This is a genomic window from Rathayibacter sp. VKM Ac-2835 (assembly GCF_013266705.1).
Taxonomy (GTDB): domain Bacteria; phylum Actinomycetota; class Actinomycetes; order Actinomycetales; family Microbacteriaceae; genus Rathayibacter.
The window spans coordinates 869211-885911 of sequence record NZ_JABSNQ010000002.1; the positions used below are offsets into that span (position 1 = coordinate 869211).

Sequence of the window (16701 nt, forward strand, 5' to 3'; positions counted from 1 at the left end):
GCCCGCAACCCCCAGCGCGTGAACGGCCGACGACGGCATCATGTCCGGATGGATCCTCGCCACGACCCCCTGAAGACCGAGCCCGGCGTCGCCCAGCCCGACGCCGTGCAGCGCGAGCGCCTCCACCGGCGCGCCCCCTCGGACGACGTCGTCTCGAAGGTCCTCACCACGGAGGCCGCCCGGCACGTCTCGCGCCGCTGGCCGCTGATCTCCGCCTCGATCGCGCTGGCCGTCACGATCGTCCTCGCCGTGATCATCGCCTTCCGCCCCACGTCGGCGTTCTCGTTCGACGTCGAGTGGATGGACGAGGTCGTCGAGCACCGCTCGAGCGTCTGGGACGTCCCCGCCCTGATCATGAACACCGTCGGCGCCGGCATCGTCGGCACGGCGATCATCCCGGTCGCCATCATCATCGTGCTGCTCGTCTTCCGCCGGCGCTGGGCCGCGCTCTACTACGCGGTCGCGGCCCTCGTCAGCGTCGGCGCCACCCAGCTCGTGAAGGAGCTGGTCGGCCGCGCCCGCCCCGAGGACATGCTGGTCACCAGCGACTACGGCTCCTTCCCCTCCGGCCACACCGCGAACGCCTCGACCACGGCGATGGTGCTCGCCCTGGTCTTCCCGCTGCTCTGGGTCTGGATCGCCGGCTTCCTCTACTCCGTCGCGATGATGGCCAGCCGCACCTACCTCGGCGCGCACTGGCTCAGCGACACCATCGGCGGCCTCCTGCTCGGCCTGGCCGTCGCCCTGATCGTCTGGGCCCCCCTCGCCGGCCGCCTCCGCACCGAGTCCGAGCTCCCCCACCCGCCGATCTGGATCCGCCGCACGCACTGATCCCCGCCGCGAGATGCCACTTATGAGCGCGACACGCCGCGAAAGCCGCTCACAAGTGGCATCTCGCGGAGGGGGTCAGAACGCGCGCAGGCCGGTGAGCTCGTTGAAGGTGTAGACGTGCAGGCCGGCGAGGCGGTCGCCCGCGGCGGCCTCGAGGCGCGCGACGAACGCGGACGGGTCGAAGCGGCGGCCGCGCAGCAGCCCGCCCGCCACCGACGAGCTGCGCTTCAGGAAGCCGAGCGACGATCCGACGCCGATCCGCGCGCCCAGCGAGAGCAGCTTCGCCCGCTCGACCGGCCCCGGGACTCCGGCCCACAGCTCCGCGTCGATCCCCGAGTCACGCAGCCCGTCGGCGTAGCGGACGACCGCGTCCACGTCGAAGCACATCTGCGTGACGATCCCGCGGAGGTAGGGCGCCCGCTCGCGCAGGTGCTTCGCGATGCTCTCGTCCGAGAGGTGCGGGTGCCCCTCGGGGTAGCCGGCGATGTCGACGGCGAGCTCCGGCCGCAGCTCGCGGGCGTCGCGGATCAGCTCGAGCGAGGTCGAGTAGCTGCCGGAGGCGCTCTTCGCGTCGCCCGAGACGACGAACGCCTCGTCGATCCCCGCGTCCCGCATCCGCCCGAGCGCGCGCTCCAGGGCGTCGCGCCCGTCCACGTTCCGCGCCGCGAGGTGCGGCACGACCCGGAAGCCGCGGCCGGCCAGCTCCACCGCGGCGTCGATCGTCCGCTCCGTCCCGTGCTTCGGCAGGCTCGTGACGGTCAGCGTCACCGCTGCCGGATCGGGGAACGCCCGCTTCGCCTCCTCGCCGATGCCGTCCGACGGGATGATCTCGAAGCGCGCCCTGGTCACCCGCCCAGCCTCGCACGCAACGGTGTCGGAGGGTCGCCCTACCCTGGAGGCGGTCGTCGCCCGGCGGCCTCGGAGGGAATCGCATGTATCTCGAGGACGGCCGCATCGTCACGAGCCCGACCGATCTCTCCTCCTGGTCGGCCTGCGAGTGGGCGGTGCTCCGCCGGCTCGACGCGACCCTCGGCCGAGCGTCCCGCGTCGTCCTCGAGGAGGACGCGATGCTCCAGCGCACCGCCGTCCTCGGCGACGAGCACGAGGTCGCCTTCCTCGCCGAGCTGAAGCGCACGCACGAGGTCCTCGAGTTCGCCCGCCCCGAGCGCGCCGACTACGCGAGGGCCGCGGACGAGGCGGTCGAGGCGATGCGCGCGGGCGTCGACGTGCTCTACCAGGCCACCTTCTACGACGGCAGCTTCATCGGCTTCTCCGACTTCCTCCTCCGCACCGAGGACGGGGCCTACGAGGTCTACGACACCAAGCTCGCCCGGCACGCGAAGATCCCCGCGCTGCTGCAGCTCGCCGCGTACGCCGAGCAGATGGCGGTGCGCGGCATCCGCGTGGGCGAGCGCGTGCACCTCGTCCTCGGCGACGGCACGACCACCAGTCACGACCTCGCGACGATCGCCCCGGTGCAGCGGGTCCAGCGGGCGCGCCTGCGCACCGTCCTCGAGGAGCACCTCGCCGCCACGGAGCCCGTCGCCTGGGGCGATCCGCGCTTCACCGCCTGCGGCCGCTGCGGCCTCTGCGCCCCCGAGGTGCAGGCCCACCGGGACCCGATCCTGGTCGCCGGCATGCGCCTCGACCAGCGCGCGAAGCTCGCCGCCGCCGGCGTCACCACCCTCGACGCGCTCGCGGTCAGCGAGGGGCCGGTCCCCGGGATGAGCGCCGGCGCCGCCGAGACGCTGCGCGCCCAGGCCCGGCTGCAGCTCGCCACGGAGGCCTCGGCGGACCACGTCCCCGTCGTCGAGGTCGTCGACGCCTCCGTGCTGACCGCCCTGCCCGCCCCCGACCCGGGCGACCTCTTCTTCGACTTCGAGGGCGACCCCCTGCACGCGGAGGACGGCCAGTGGGGCCTCGACTACCTCTTCGGCATGGTCGATGAGGACGAGGCCTTCACCGCGTTCTGGGCGCACGACCTCGCGGCCGAGCGCCGCGCCCTCGTCGACTTCCTCGCCCTCCTCCGCGAGCGGCGGGCGCGCTTCCCGCGGATGCACGTCTACCACTACGCCTCCTACGAGCGCAGCCACCTGCTCTCGCTGGCGCAGCGGCACGGCACGGGGGAGGAGGAGATCGACGCGCTCCTGCGCGACGGCGTCCTCGTCGACCTCTACCCCGTCGTCCGCCGGGCGCTGCGGGTCGGCTCGCGCAGCTACTCGATCAAGAAGCTCGAGCCGCTCTACATGGGGGAGGAGGCGCGCGACGCGGAGGGAGTCACGAACGCGGCGGACAGCATCACCGAGTACGTCGAGGCGCGGGCGCTGCTGCAGCGGGCCGAGAAGGATCCGGGGAAGGCGGCGGCCGATCGCGCCGAGGGCGAGCGCCGCCTCGCCGAGATCGGCGAGTACAACGCCTACGACTGCCGCTCCACCCTGCGCCTGCGCGACTGGCTGCGCTCGCTCGTCCCCGCCCGCGAGGAGGAGCCGCTCCCGCTCGTCGACGTCGATCTGCCCGTGCCCCGCGAGCCCGACACCGCCGCCGTCGCGCTCCTCGCCGAGGTCGAGGGGATCGAGCCGCGCGAGCGCACCCCCGACCAGACCGCCCTCGCCCTCGCCGGTGCGGCGATCGACTATCACCGCCGCGAGGCGAAGACCTTCTGGCAGGAGCACTTCGACCGGCTGCGCCAGCCGCTCGACGACTGGGCCGACGCCCGCGACGTGGTCGTCGTGGAGCGGGTCGAGGTCGTCCGCGACTGGTCGACGCCGGCCAGGGCGCGCACCCTCTCGCGCGATCTGCGGATCCTCGGACGCCTCGCCCCGGGCAGCCGACTGAGAATCGGTGCCAAGCCGTTCCTCGTCTACGACTCCCCGGCGCCGCCCGGCGCGCCGTCTCCCGGTCCGGGGATGCGCGGCGCCTCCGACCGCGCCGAGATCCTCGCCGCGTCCGACGACGGCGAGCGGATCGTGCTGCTGCTCAAGGAGGGCCTGCGCGCGGGGGAGGACCCGCACGACGACGTCCCGATCGCCCTGGCGCCCGCGCCGCCGCCCCGTGCGGCCCCGCAGCCCGAGGCGATCGCGGAGTGGGGCGGCCAGGTGCTCGACGCCCTGCCCGCGATGCTCGCCGACCCCGCCCTCGACGTGCTCCGGCGCGTGCCGCCCGCCGTCGTGGCGCCGGTGCAGGGAGACGACGTCATCGGCGCGGTCGTCGAGACCCTGCTCGGCCTCGAGCGCGCCACGCTCGCCGTCCAGGGCCCGCCCGGCACCGGCAAGACCTACGTCGGCTCGCACGTGATCGCGCGGCTCGTCACCGAGCACGGCTGGCGGGTCGGCGTCGTCGGCCAGTCGCACTCCGTCGTCGAGAACGTGCTGACCGCGGTCGTCGCGAAGGGCGTCGACCGCGCCCGGGTCGCGAAGGTGCCCAAGGCCGGCAGCTCTGCGGAGGCGCTCGCCGCCATCGCCTGGACCCCGGTGAAGAACGGCGCCGCCCTCGCCGCGCTCGCCGAGGGCGGCGGCTGCGTCGTCGGCGGCACCGCCTGGACCTTCGCCAACGCGGGCAGCGTCCCGCGCCGCTCGCTCGACCTGCTGGTGATCGACGAGGCCGGGCAGTTCTCGCTCGCGCCCACCATCGCCTCCGCGATCGCCGCCGAGCGCGTGCTCCTCCTCGGCGACCCGCAGCAGCTCCCGCAGGTCAGCCAGGGCTCGCACCCGGAGCCGGTCGACGAGTCGGCGCTCGGCTGGCTCGCCGACGGCCACGACGTCCTGCCGCCCGCCTTCGGCTACTTCCTCGCGCAGACCTACCGGATGCACCCCGCGCTCGCCGCGGCCGTCTCCGAGCTCTCCTACGAGGGCGCCCTCTCCTCGCGCGCCCCGGCGGAGCGCCGGCTCGACGGCGTCGCGCCCGGGCTGCACGCGGTGCCGGTCGTGCACTCCGGCGACACCACGTCCTCCCCGGACGAGGCGCGCCGGGTCGTCGAGATCGCCCTCTCGATGGTCGGCCGCTCCTGGACCGACGAGCACGGCGAGCGCGCGCTCACCGCCGCAGACGTCATCGTCGTCGCTCCCTACAACGCGCAGGGCGCGCTCCTCCGCGACGCCCTCGACGCGGCCGGGCTCGAGGAGACGCTGGTCGGCACGGTCGACCTCTTCCAGGGCCGGGAGGCGGTCGTCGCGATCGTCTCGCTCGCCGCCTCCTCCGGCGCCGACGTCCCGCGCGGCCTCGAGTTCCTGCTGCTGCCCAACCGGCTGAACGTCGCGATCTCGCGGGCCAAGTGGGCCGCGTTCCTCGTGCACTCGCCGGCGCTCGCCGCGTCGCCGCCCACCTCGATGGCGGCGCTCGAGCGGCTCTCGCGCTTCATCCGCCTCCTCGAGATCGCGGAGGAGACGGAGCAGGAGTGACGGATTCCGTCGTGCAGATCCACCCCGCCTCCCGATTCCCGCGGTCCGGGCCTTGAACCACGAGCGATTCCGTCGCTACGGTGGCTGCATGAGAATCCTCCTGGTCGGCGCCGGCGGCGTCGGCGACGCGTTCGCGAAGATCGCCGCCCGCCGCACCTTCTTCGAGCAGATCGTCGTCTGCGACTACGAGCTCGCCCGGGCCGAGCGCACCGTCGCCTGGATCCTCGAGCGGCACGGCGCCGACGGCCTCGAGAACAGCTTCGTCGCCGCGCGCATCGACGCCTCCGACGCGGAGAACGTGGAGACCGTCGCCCGCGCCCACGGCGCCACCCACGTGATGAACGCCGTCGAGCCGTCCTTCGTGCCGACGATCTTCGCGGGCGCCCTCGCCGCCGGCGCCGACTACGTCGACATGGCGATGAGCCTCTCCCGGCCGCACCCCGAGGAGCCGCACGCGAAGACCGGACTCAAGCTCGGCGACGAGCAGTTCGCCGCCGCGCCCGAGTGGGAGTCCGCCGGCCGCCTCGCCCTGGTCGGGATGGGCGTCGAGCCCGGGCTCTCCGACGTCTTCGCCCGCTACGCCGCCGACCACCTCTTCGACGAGATCGACGAGCTCGGCGTCCGCGACGGCGCGAACCTCGTCGTCCGCGACGACTCCGGCGCCGAGATCTTCGCGCCCTCCTTCTCGATCTGGACGACCATCGAGGAGTGCCTGAACCCGCCGGTGATCTACGAGAAGGACCGCGGCTGGTTCACGACGCCGCCGTTCTCCGAGCCGGAGGTGTTCGAGTTCCCCGAGGGCATCGGCCCCGTCGAGTGCGTCAACGTCGAGCACGAGGAGGTGCTGCTGATGCCGCGCTGGCTCGACGCGAAGCGGGTCACCTTCAAGTACGGCCTCGGCGCCGAGTTCATCGGCGTCCTCCGCACGCTCAACCTGCTCGGCCTCGACCGCACCGAGCCGGTCCGGGTCCGCTCCGCCGACGGTCCCGTGCTGGTCTCGCCGCGCGACGTGGTCGCCGCGGGCCTGCCCGACCCGGCGAGCATCGGCCCGCGGATGACCGGCAAGACCTGCGCGGGCCTCTGGGTCTCCGGCGCGAAGGACGGCGCGCACCGCGAGGTGTACCTGTACCACGTGAGCGACAACGCGTGGACGATGGCGGAGTACGGCACCCAGTGCGTCGTCTGGCAGACCGCGCTGAACCCGGTGATCGCCCTCGAGCTGCTCGCGACCGGCGCCTGGTCCGGCTCCGGCGTGCTCGGACCGGAGGCGTTCGACGCCGAGCCGTTCCTCGAGCTGATGGCCCGCCCGCTCGAGGAGGGCGGCTACGGCCAGCCGTGGCACGTCCGCGAGGACTGAGCGGGAGCGGGGCCCGGGTCGCGCCGCGAGCCTAGGCTGAGCGCATGACCAACGACGACGGGCTCGCCTCGGCGAGGGACGACGCACGCACGGCCCTCGAGGCCGCCCGACGACTGCAGGCCGAGGCCGCGGAGGCGCTCGCCCGCGCCGAGGCGGCCGCCGCCGCCCTCGAGGCGGTCGCCGGTCCGGAGGAGGCGGCCGCGGTCGTCGACGACGTGCGGCTCGTCGACGGCGTGCCGGGGGAGGAGCCCGTACCCGTCGCAGTGCCCGCTCCGGTCGAGGCGTCCGCGCCTGCACCTGCTGCGGCATCCGCCCCTGCACCGTCCGCCGCCCCCACCCCCGGACCGCTCGCCGAGTCCGCCGTCGACGCCGTCCGCACCGGCTACGCCTTCACCGGCCCCGCCCTCGAGATCGGCGCCCTCGTCAACGGCGACGCCCGCGCCGACGTCCCCGTCCGCCTCCCGCTCGGGATGCTCAACCGCCACGGCCTCGTCGTCGGCGCGACCGGCACCGGCAAGACCAAGACGCTCCAGGTCCTCGCCGAGCAGCTCTCCGCGCACGGCGTCCCCGTCTTCGCCGCCGACATCAAGGGCGACCTGTCCGGACTCGCGACCCCCGGCACCCCCGACGAGAAGCTGCTCGCCCGCACCCGCACCATCGGGCAGGACTGGACCCCCGAGGCGGCTCCCGCCGAGTACTTCGCGCTCGGCGGCATCGGCACCGGCGTCCCCGTCCGCGCGACGGTCACCGGCTTCGGCGCCCTGCTGCTGGCGAAGGTCCTGGGCCTCAACCACACCCAGGAGTCGAGCCTCGGCCTGGTCTTCCACTACGCGGAGAGCGCCGGGCTGCCCCTCGTCGACCTCTCGGACCTCCGCGCCGTCCTCACCTACCTCGTCGGCGACGAGGGCAAGGCCGAGCTGGCCGAGCTCGGCGGGCTGTCCAAGGCCACCGCCGGCGTCATCCTGCGCGAGCTGATCGCCTTCGCCGACCAGGGCGCCGACGTCTTCTTCGGCGAGCCCGAGATCGACACCGCCGAGTTCCTCCGCCTCGCGCCCGACGGCCGCGGGATCGTCAGCCTGCTCGAGGTCCCCGGAGTCGCGGACAAGCCCGCGCTGTTCTCGACGTTCCTGATGTGGCTGCTCGCCGATCTCTTCAACGACCTGCCCGAAGTCGGCGACCTCGACCGGCCGAAGCTGGTGTTCTTCTTCGACGAGGCGCACCTGCTCTTCCGCGACGCGTCGAAGGACTTCCTCGCGGCGATCACGCAGACCGTGCGGCTGATCCGCTCGAAGGGCGTCGGCATCGTCTTCGTGACGCAGACCCCGAAGGACGTGCCGAGCGACGTCCTCGCCCAGCTCGGCTCGCGGATCCAGCACCAGCTGCGCGCGCACACCCCCGACGACGCGAAGGCCCTGCGCGCCACCGTCTCGACCTACCCCGAGAGCGACTACGACCTCGGCGAAGTGCTGCAGGCGCTCCCCATCGGCGAGGCGATCGTCACGGTGATGAACGAGCGCGGCGCCCCGACCCCGGTCGCCTGGACCCGGCTCCGGGCTCCGCGCGGCTCGATGGCGCCGACCCCCGAGGCCGAGCGGGAGGCGAGCGTCCAGCGCTCGCCGCTGCTCGCCCGCTACGGCACCCCGCTCGACCGCGACTCGGCCCGCGAGATCCTCACCCGCCGCCTCGACGCGGCCGCCGACGCCGAGGAGGCCCGCGCCGCCGCCGAGGAGCAGGCCGAGGAGGCCGCCCGCCGCGCGAAGGAGCAGGCCGCCGACGACGCCCGCCGCGCGAAGGAGGACGCCCGCGACGCCGCCCGCCGTGCCAAGGACCGCGCCGCCGCCGAGCGCCGCGCCGACGAGGCCGCTGAGCGCTCCCGCCGCCGCACCGCGCCGACCACCCGCTCCCGCTCCACCCGCCGCGACAAGACGGTCGTCGAGGAGGTCCTCGGGTCCTCGGTCGGGAAGACCTTGTTGCGCGAAGTCGTCCGAGGCATCTTCGGCACGGCCCGCCGCGGCCGCTGACACCGCCGTCTGCGGCGTTGTCGTCAGTCGCGATACCGCCGGTATCGCTCCTTCCTCCGCCTTGCAGCCGGCGGCGTCAGCGGCCGCGGCGCATGAGCGCTGACGGGGCGATCTGCGGCGTTGTCGTCGGGCGCGATGCCGCCGGTATCGCTTCCTCCTCCGCCTTGCAGCTCCCCCCGTCAGCGCCCGCGGCCCGCTCGGGCTGCGCCGCGCGCTGCCCCTGCTGATCGAGTAGCCCGCGCAGCGGGATTCCATGCTGATCGAGTAGCCCACGCAGCGGGCGTCTCGAGATCCACCGTGGCCAGTCGGGCGGGTCTCGATACGTCGCCCTGCGGGCGCCTGCTCGACCAGCATGTGCCGACGCCCCTCGTGCTGTTGGTGGAGCCGGCCCCGCCGCCCTTCATGCTGATCGAGTAGCCCGCTCCGCGGGCGTATCGAGATCCACGTCACCGGCACTCCCCGTGCACGACCGCTAACGCCGCCGTGTTAGCGTCGATACTCGTGACCGAGAGCCCGACGACCCGCGACCGCATCCTCAGCGCGACGGCGGCGCTGCTCGCGGAGGGCGGCCGCGACGCGGTCTCGACCCGCGCGATCAGCTCGGCGGCGGGCGTCCAGGCGCCCACCATCTACCGCACCTTCGGCGACCTCCGCGGCCTGCTCGACTCCGTCGCCGCCGCGGGCTTCGCCTCCGCCCAGGCCGAGTTCGACGCCGTCGACGCACCCGCCGACCCCGTCGACGCCCTCCGCGCCGCCTGGGACCACCACATCGCCTTCGGGCTCGCCGAGCCGCACCTCTACGCCCTGATGTTCACCGGGCGGCCGGGGGAGGAGTCCGAGGCGGCCCGCCTCGCCCGCGGCGTCCTCGCCGGCCACGTCCGCGCCGTCGCCGAGGCCGGCCGCCTCACCGTCGAGGTCGAGCACGCCGCCCGCCTGCTGCAGTCCGCCGCCCTCGGCTGCACGCTGACGCTGGCGTCCGCGCCGGACGACGAGCTCTCCGCCCGCTCCCGCGAGGCCGTCCTCGCCGCGATCACCACGACGGAGGCGGGCCCGACCGACCCCGCCGCCCGCGCCTTCGCCGCCCACGCGGTCGCCCTGCGCACCGCGCTGTCCGGCGTCGACGGCCTCAGCGCGGCCGAGAGCGCCCTCCTCGACGAGTGGCTCCTGCGCCTCACCCGCTGACCGGACTCCCGTCGATCGGTCGAGAGGCTGCGAGCGTCGTCAGATGTCCTCGTACTCGAGAAGGCCGGTCTCGAGCGCGTGCTGCCTGAATCCGCCCCTCCCGAACGGCAGGAAGTACTCGCCCTGCAGCAGATCGTCCACGAGCGATTCGACCATCGCCAGCGTGAGCAGCGTCGACCGTCTCCCCTGGCAGAGCAGCGGAACCGTTGCGGTCAAGCGGAGGCCGTGCTCCCGCGCGACGGACCGGGCTACGGAGTCATCGATGACCAGCTCGCAGCCGAACCGCTGGCCCAGGGCCAGGACCGCGCACTCGCCCACGTTCTTCCGGTCCGCGACGAGCCTGTCCTCGACGCTCGCGACAGCACTCAGGAAGTCCAGGTCGGTCGACCGGAAGACCTTGATCCAGGTGTGGCTCGAGAGATCGAGCCCGTCGAAGACGGTTCCCGGCGCGCTGTGCAGCTCCCGCTCGACGGCGTCGGGGATGACGACCGGGCGGTCTCCCGCGAGGAACTTGAGGACCCCCAGCCAGCCCTCCGCTGCGAAGTGGCGCATCGGTCCGGTGTCGAACACGAGCGCCTCCGCCGGCACTGTCATGAGACGAAGGACCAGATCTCGTCGGCGCGCCGCGGGCGGACCTCGGGAGGATCATCCTCCGCGAGAGTTCGACGCAGCAGGTCCAGGCCGCGCTCGCGGCTGATCCGCTCGGTCCTGACCAGATCGAGCACCGCCTTCGAGAACTGCCGAGGCACGCTCGTCCCCGTGAGCTCCTCGGGGGGAGCATGGAGATCGAGCTCGATGGAGTCCGCAGCGATCGGCTTGCACTGGCGGACCACCGCGTCGTCGTCCTGGCTGACGAGGTCGAGCTCCCGCAAGCGCGAGGCGAGCGAGGCGAAGTCGACTCGGTACCTGCTCGCGGTGAGGATCGCGGCGCTCCGTGCGCCCGAGGTCTCGACGAGAGTCGGCCACTCGCGCAGGAGCGCCTGCTCGGGAAGCAGGACCGCGCGAGCGAAGCGGTCGAGCTTGGATTCGAGGGGAACGGAATCGAGTCCGTGCTCGCTGACGCGCCAGTCGACGACGTACGCGGCGGCGGTGAGATGGTGTCCCAGCTCGTGCGCCAGCGCCAACCGCCGGCGCCCGACCTTCATGTGGCTGTTCACGACGGCGATCCCGCCGAGCGTGTACTGCACGGACCCGGCGTCGGCGGTGTCGGCCCCGATGTCGGAGGAGAAGGCGAGCAGCCCGGCCTTGCTGACGAGCTCGCTCAGATCGCGAGCCGGGGCGTCCTCGGGAAGCGCGAGAAGCTCCCGAGCGCGGACCGCGAGTGCTTCCGCCTCGCGGCCGGTGGTCGGTGGCGTCCACCGCGGTCGCGCACCGGTGTCGTCGACCGCTCGGGGCAGCTTCGCGGCGTTCAGTCCCGCGACGAACTCGACGTCCCGCACGAGTCCGGACAGGAGCCCATCGATGTTCGAGTCCACGGTGTCGAGCCCTCGGCTCGATCGGTGAGCGACGATCGCCGGAGCGGCGTCCTCGAAGAACTCCGACATCCGCGCTCCGAGGGCTGCCGCGATATCGGACAGCTCCAGGGCTGTCACCCTTCTGACCCCGGCCTCGATCTTGCTCACGACGGAGCGCTCCAGGCCGACCGCTGCGCCGAGCTCGTCCTGGCTCATCCCGCGGCGTGACCGGGTCTCGCGGATGCGCAAGCCGAGGACGCGGGAGTTCATCTCCGTCATGCGTGCGATTCTGGCACGGTCGTCCTGCCGCCGGTGCGGTGAGCGCGAAGAAGGCGGTGACCGACGCGATTGGACCGTTCCGAGGAGCAAGGTGCTCGCGAAGAAGACGTCGCGTCGGCGCCGGGAAACAGAGAACGGCGCCGCAGCTGGCGAGAGCGTGCGGCGCCGTTCGGCGGAGGATGGGGGATTCGAACCCCCGAGGGCTTGCACCCAACACGCTTTCCAAGCGTGCGCCATAGGCCACTAGGCGAATCCTCCTGGCGCGACCGTGGCCGCGACTCATCGATACTAGCCGGTGCCGGCGCCCTCCGCTGACCACGGCACCGCGACGGCCGTGCTCGCACCCCGCCGACGTCGGTTAGACTGTCTCCCGGCTCCCCGCGTGGCGCCATCCAGGCCAACTCCCCCAGGGCGGAAACGCAGCAAGGGTAACCGGGCTCTGGCGGGTGCGCGGGGGGTCTTTCCTCGTTAACGGGCCCCGCTCCGGCCCACCTCTCCTCCACACCCCGCCGCTCCTGCACGCTCTCCCATCCGGGGCACCCGCCCAGCCTCCGGAGGGCCCCCGTCGCTAGGCTTGCGCCGATGGTTCAGAGCATCTACATCTCGTCCGCCGAAGGTCATTCGGGCAAGTCCACGGTCGCCCTCGGCGTCCTCGACCTGCTCAGCAGCCAGGTGCAGCGGGTCGGCGTCTTCCGCCCGATCGCCCGCTCCACCTCCGAGCGCGACTACGTGCTCGAGATGCTGCTCGGCCACTCCGACTCGGGTCTCGCCTACGACGACTGCATCGGCGTCACGTACGAGGACGTCCACGCCGACGGCGAGGCCGCCCTCTCCCGCATCGTCGAGCGCTACAAGGCCGTCGAGGCGCAGTGCGACACGGTCGTGATCCTCGGCTCGGACTACACCGACGTCGGCAGCCCGACGGAGCTCGGCTACAACGCCCGCATCGCCGCCAACCTCGGCGCCCCCGTCCTCCTCGTCCTCACCGGCCGCGACCCCTCGCGGAGCGAGCAGCTCGGCCAGGCCCCCGCCCGCACGCCCGACGAGATGCGGCAGATCACCGAGCTCGCCGCCGTCGAGCTGCGCACCGCGCACGCGAGCCTCATCGGCGTCGTCGCGAACCGCGCCGACCCGGGCACCTCGGAGCAGGCCGTCGCCGCGATCCGCGAGGCCCTCCCCGCCGGCGCCCCGGTCTGGGCGATCCACGAGGACCCGTCCCTCGTCGCCCCGAGCGTCTCCCGCATCATCGACGCCGTCGACGGCGTCTTCGTCGCGGGCGACCCGGAGCTGCTCGGCCGCGAGGCCCTCGGCGTGGTCGTCGCGGGCATGTCGATGGTCAACGTCCTGCCGCGCCTGATGGAGGGCGGTGTCGTCATCGTCCCCGGCGACCGCCCCGAGGTCGTGCTCGCCGTGATCATGGCGCACGCCTCCGGCAACTTCCCGACGGTCTCCGCGATCATCCTCAACGGCGGCTTCGAGCTGCAGGAGCCGATCGTCCGCCTGATCGAGGGCGTCGACAACCGCCTGCCGATCGTGATGACCGAGCTCGGCACCTACGACACCGCGGTGCGCGTCACCGCCGCGCGCGGTCGCCTCGCCGCCGACTCGCCGCGCAAGCGCGACACCTCCCTCGCCCTGTTCGCCGAGGCGATCGACCCGGTCGAGCTGCTCACCCTCCTCGACGTCGGCCGCTCCGAGGTCGTCACGCCGCTGATGTTCGAGTACGGCCTGATCGAGCGCGCCCGCATCGCCGACCGGCACATCGTGCTGCCCGAGGGCGGCGACGACCGCATCCTCCGCGCCGCCGCGACCGTGCTCAAGCGCGGCATCGCCCGCCTGACGATCCTCGGCGAGGAGGTCGAGGTGCGCTCCCGCGCGGCGAGCCTCGGCCTGGACATCGACGGCGCCCGCGTCCTCAGCGTCCTCGACCCGGAGCACCGCAACCGCTTCGCCGAGGAGTACGCCCGCATCCGCGCGCACAAGGGCATCACCTTCGACCACGCCTACGACACCGTCACCGACGTGTCCTACTTCGGCACGATGATGGTGCAGCTCGGCCTCGCCGACGGCATGGTCTCGGGCGCCGCGCACACCACCGCGCACACGATCCGCCCCGGCTTCGAGATCATCAAGACCAGCCCCGGCGTCTCCGTCGTCTCGAGCGTGTTCCTGATGGCGCTCGCCGACCGCGTCCTCGTCTACGGCGACTGCGCCGTGAACCCCGACCCGACCGAGGCGCAGCTGGCCGACATCGCCATCTCCTCCGCCGAGACGGCGCAGCAGTTCGGCATCGACCCGCGGATCGCGATGCTCTCCTACTCCACCGGCGAGAGCGGAGCGGGCGCCGACGTCGAGAAGGTCCGCGCGGCGACCGCCCTGGTGCGCGAGCGCCGCCCCGACCTGCTCGTCGAGGGCCCGATCCAGTACGACGCCGCCGCGGACGCGGCCGTCGCCGCCTCGAAGATGCCCGGCTCGCAGGTCGCCGGTCGCGCGACGGTGTTCATCTTCCCGGACCTCAACACGGGCAACAACACCTACAAGGCCGTGCAGCGCTCGGCCGGTGCCGTGGCGATCGGGCCGGTCCTGCAGGGCCTGCGGAAGCCCGTCAACGACCTCTCCCGCGGCGCGCTCGTGCAGGACATCGTCAACACCGTCGCGATCACCGCGATCCAGGCGGCGACCCAGGCCATCGTCCCGCCGACCTCCGCCATCCCCGTCGTGCGCTGAGGGCCACCCGCCCGAGCGCCCCGTCCGACCCCGAACCCCCAGGAGTCCCACCGTGTCCGTCGTCCTCGTCGTCAACAGCGGCTCGTCGTCCTTCAAGTACCAGCTCATCGAGATGACGACGGAGGAGACGCTCGCCAGCGGCCTCGTCGAGCGGATCGGCGAGGAGACCGGCCGCACCAAGCACAGCCACGACGGCGACACGGTCGAGTTCGAGACCCCGATCCCGGACCACACGGCCGGCTTCGACGTGATGATCCGCGCCTTCGCCGAGCACGGCCCGAGCCTCGACGAGTTCCCGCCGATCGCCGTCGGCCACCGCGTCGTGCACGGCGGCAAGCGCTTCTACGAGCCGACCGTCGTCACCGACCTCGTCAAGATCAACATCGAGGACCTCAGCGACCTCGCCCCGCTGCACAACCCGGCCAACCTCGAGGGCATCGAGGCCGCGCAGAAGGCCTTCCCGGACGTCCCGCACGTCGCGGTCTTCGACACGGCCTTCCACCACACGATCCCCGCCGCGGCGTCCACCTACGCCATCCCCGCCGAGCTCGCCGACAAGCACCGCATCCGCCGCTACGGCTTCCACGGCACCTCGCACAAGTTCGTCTCCGAGGCGGCCGCCGCGTTCCTCGGCCGCCGCCGCTCCGACCTCAAGACGATCGTCCTGCACCTCGGCAACGGCGCCTCCGCGTGCGCGATCGACGGCGGCGCCTCCGTCGAGACCTCGATGGGCATGACCCCGCTCGAGGGCCTCGTGATGGGCACCCGCTCCGGCGACCTGGACCCCGCCGTCGTCTTCCACCTCGCCCGCAAGGCCGGCCTCTCCACCGACGAGCTCGACACCGTCCTCAACCGCCGCAGCGGACTCCTCGGTCTCTCCGGCCGCGGCGACATGCGCGACGTGCAGGACGCCGCCGAGGCTGGCGACGAGACCGCGACGGCAGCCCTCGAGGTCTACTACCACCGCCTCCGCCACTACGTCGGCGCCTACTACGCCCAGCTCGGCCGCGTCGACGCGATCGTCTTCACCGCCGGAGTCGGCGAGAACGTCCCCGCCGTCCGCGCCGGCGCCCTCCGCGGCCTCGAGGGCCTCGGCATCGAGCTCGACCCCGAGCGCAACACCGCCCGCGACCGCGGCCCCCGCCGCATCTCCACCGACGACTCCCGCGTCGCCGTCCTCGTCATCCCCACCAACGAGGAGCTCGAGATCGCCCGGCAGTCCTTGTCGGTCGTCTAGCAGCTTCGCTGCTAGACGACTCGCGGTCGGCTTGCAGAGGTGGGAGCGTTCCGCGGAGCGGGTCGCGTCGGGCTGCCCTGAATCGCTGGCACGCGATTCCGGGTCGCGGCCCTCTGCCCTGCCCGTGCAAGCCCGGTGCGGCCGATGTCCTCGGTGGTCGCCTGAGCAGCGGTGGGGCCGCGCTGCGCGCGAGCTGCTTTCGGCGACGTCGCCGGCGGACGTGCGAGCCGTGGAAGGGCCGCGCTGGCGCGCGAGCTGGTGCCTTCCGCGGTCAGCGCGCGCTGCGTGGTGGTCGAGGTGTCGCGGGAAGGGCGTGTGGAGATGCCGCGTCAGTCCGCGAGGCGGGCGTCGCCCGCGTAGACGTTGAAGCCCGCGCCGCGGCTGAAGCCGATGAGGGTGAGGCCCGAGTCGCGGGCGAGGTCGACGGCGAGGGAGGACGGGGCGCCGACCGCCGCGAGGAGGGGGACGCCCGCCATCACGGCCTTCTGCACGAGCTCGAACGAGGCGCGGCCCGACACCTGCAGCAGAGTGCCCCGCAGCGGCAGCCGCCCCTCGCGCAGCCCCCAGCCGACGACCTTGTCGACCGCGTTGTGCCGCCCCACGTCCTCGCGCAGCACCAGCGGCGTTCCGTCCGCGTCGAACAGCCCGGCCGCGTGCAGGCCGCCGGTGCGCTCGAACACGGCCTGCGCCTCCCGCAGCCGGTCCGGCAGCGACACGAGCAGCTCGGTCGACACCCGCAGCGGATCCTCCGCCACGCTCCACGCCGACTCCGTCGCGACCGCCTCGAGCGACGCCAGCCCGCACACGCCGCACGAGCTCGACGTGTACACCGAGCGCTCACGGTCGAGCAGGATCTCGGCGCGGCCCCCGCGGACGCTCGCGTCGATCACGTTGTAGGTGTTCTCGCCCGGCCCCGCGCCGCTCGCGCAGTAGCGCATGGCCGCGAGCTGATCGGTCGAGGTGAGCACCCCCTCCGACACCAGGAACCCGGCGACCAGGTCGAAGTCCTCCCCGGGCGTGCGCATGGTGACGCTGAACCGCCGCCCGCCGACCCGGATCTCCAGCGGCTCCTCGACGGCGAGCACGTCCTCGCGGCGGCGGGTCGGCTCCCCGGCGCGGACCGCGATCAGACGGGTCCGGGCGATGGCACGGCTCATGGGGTCCTCCTCGACGCGGCGGCGCACCGCCCCGCGACCTGAGAGCCCGGACGGCAGGC

Annotated in this window: 11 protein-coding genes, 1 tRNA gene and 1 other RNA gene; 8 read left to right on the plus strand and 5 right to left on the minus strand. The window is 73.4% G+C overall.

Annotated elements, in window-relative coordinates:
• The first annotated feature begins 48 nt into the window (after positions 1–48).
• Complete coding sequence (locus tag HRK28_RS11845) at positions 49–831, plus strand: phosphatase PAP2 family protein (protein WP_173251659.1); 783 nt, start codon at positions 49–51, stop codon at positions 829–831.
• A gap of 75 nt (positions 832–906) precedes the next feature.
• Here HRK28_RS11845 and HRK28_RS11850 read toward each other — a convergent pair whose 3' ends face one another.
• Positions 907–1680, minus strand: coding sequence for a methylenetetrahydrofolate reductase (locus HRK28_RS11850; protein ID WP_173251661.1), 774 nt, complete (start codon positions 1678–1680; stop codon positions 907–909).
• Between the two features lie 83 nt (positions 1681–1763).
• Here HRK28_RS11850 and HRK28_RS11855 point away from each other — a divergent pair, with 83 nt between their 5' ends.
• The 4 genes from HRK28_RS11855 to HRK28_RS11870 all read left to right on the plus strand — a co-directional run bounded on the left by HRK28_RS11855 (position 1764) and on the right by HRK28_RS11870 (position 9788).
• Entirely contained in the window at positions 1764–5228 is a 3465-nt protein-coding gene (locus HRK28_RS11855) for a bifunctional RecB family nuclease/DEAD/DEAH box helicase (protein ID WP_173251663.1), read from the plus strand.
• A gap of 88 nt (positions 5229–5316) precedes the next feature.
• Positions 5317–6585 (plus strand): saccharopine dehydrogenase family protein, encoded by a 1269-nt coding sequence (locus HRK28_RS11860; RefSeq protein WP_173251665.1) that lies wholly within the window; start codon positions 5317–5319, stop codon positions 6583–6585.
• 44 nt (positions 6586–6629) lie between these two features.
• Positions 6630–8606: a helicase HerA-like domain-containing protein gene (locus HRK28_RS11865; RefSeq protein ID WP_173251667.1), complete on the plus strand. Its 1977-nt coding sequence runs from the start codon at positions 6630–6632 to the stop codon at positions 8604–8606.
• Positions 8607–9107: 501 nt separating this feature from the next.
• Entirely contained in the window at positions 9108–9788 is a 681-nt protein-coding gene (locus tag HRK28_RS11870) for a TetR/AcrR family transcriptional regulator (RefSeq protein WP_217274658.1), read from the plus strand.
• Positions 9789–9827: 39 nt separating this feature from the next.
• Here the strand turns inward: HRK28_RS11870 and HRK28_RS11875 are convergent, their stop codons facing one another.
• The 3 genes from HRK28_RS11875 to HRK28_RS11885 all read right to left on the minus strand — a co-directional run bounded on the left by HRK28_RS11875 (position 9828) and on the right by HRK28_RS11885 (position 11779).
• Entirely contained in the window at positions 9828–10358 is a 531-nt protein-coding gene (locus tag HRK28_RS11875) for a nucleotide-binding protein (RefSeq protein WP_367948410.1), read from the minus strand.
• A 20-nt stretch (positions 10359–10378) separates the two neighbouring features.
• On the minus strand, positions 10379–11521 hold the full coding sequence (locus HRK28_RS11880; RefSeq protein WP_173251670.1) for a helix-turn-helix domain-containing protein: 1143 nt from the start codon (positions 11519–11521) through the stop codon (positions 10379–10381).
• Positions 11522–11694: 173 nt separating this feature from the next.
• Positions 11695–11779, minus strand: a tRNA-Ser gene (locus tag HRK28_RS11885).
• A 111-nt stretch (positions 11780–11890) separates the two neighbouring features.
• On the opposite strand from HRK28_RS11885, the gene ffs reads away from it, so the two are divergent.
• From ffs to HRK28_RS11900, 3 genes are all read left to right on the plus strand, one after another.
• An RNA gene (ffs, locus tag HRK28_RS11890) (signal recognition particle sRNA small type) lies at positions 11891–11987 on the plus strand.
• A 116-nt stretch (positions 11988–12103) separates the two neighbouring features.
• Entirely contained in the window at positions 12104–14248 is a 2145-nt protein-coding gene (pta, locus tag HRK28_RS11895; RefSeq protein ID WP_173251672.1) for a phosphate acetyltransferase, read from the plus strand.
• A gap of 52 nt (positions 14249–14300) precedes the next feature.
• Entirely contained in the window at positions 14301–15485 is a 1185-nt protein-coding gene (locus HRK28_RS11900; protein ID WP_173251674.1) for an acetate kinase, read from the plus strand.
• A gap of 329 nt (positions 15486–15814) precedes the next feature.
• On the opposite strand, the gene fdhD is transcribed toward HRK28_RS11900, so the two are convergent.
• Complete coding sequence (fdhD, locus tag HRK28_RS11905) at positions 15815–16642, minus strand: formate dehydrogenase accessory sulfurtransferase FdhD (RefSeq protein ID WP_173251675.1); 828 nt, start codon at positions 16640–16642, stop codon at positions 15815–15817.
• Between the last annotated feature and the right edge of the window lie 59 nt (positions 16643–16701).